Genomic DNA, 378 nt, shown 5'->3' on the forward strand with positions numbered 1-378 from the left:
TTTTCGGCTGCTTGGCGCAAGGCTGCTCGGGAGCACGAAACGCGCTACACCCGTCATCGTGCGGTAGTGGCAGTTGCTCCATATGAGGACTTGGGGTTGGTAAACGTGCATTTCTTGCCCTGTAACCGGGTGGCTGTATCGGCAGGCGCTACGTATCCCGGTCGTTCAGATTATCCGTTCCACTTCCCTCAAAAAATGCAGGAGCCGGCCACATGTCCGAAGCCATGATCCCGCCACTTCAAAAGCCTGCGGCGGCATTCCTCAACCCGACAGCCGATTCAATTATCACCCGCGCGCTGAGCGAACACCTTCCACTAACCCTGACTCGTGGCGAGGCTACCTGATGATTCGTTTACTCCTCGTCATGTTAATTGGCAG

At 56.1% G+C, this 378-nt stretch carries 2 protein-coding genes; both read left to right on the plus strand.

The genetic code is table 11. The annotated features are described in order from the left end of the window. A partial coding sequence (locus tag AACY52_RS31810) for a DUF3304 domain-containing protein (protein WP_339561628.1) occupies positions 1-228 on the plus strand: 228 nt, incomplete at its 5' end. After that, the gene (locus AACY52_RS31815) at positions 213-344 is read left to right on the plus strand and encodes a hypothetical protein (RefSeq protein WP_339561629.1); all 132 of its coding nucleotides are present in this window, start codon (positions 213-215) and stop codon (positions 342-344) included. The genes AACY52_RS31810 and AACY52_RS31815, both read left to right, overlap by 16 nt. Positions 345-378: the final 34 nt, after the last annotated feature.

Source organism: Pseudomonas sp. EA_65y_Pfl1_P113 (assembly GCF_963970525.1).
Taxonomy (GTDB): domain Bacteria; phylum Pseudomonadota; class Gammaproteobacteria; order Pseudomonadales; family Pseudomonadaceae; genus Aquipseudomonas; species Aquipseudomonas tritici.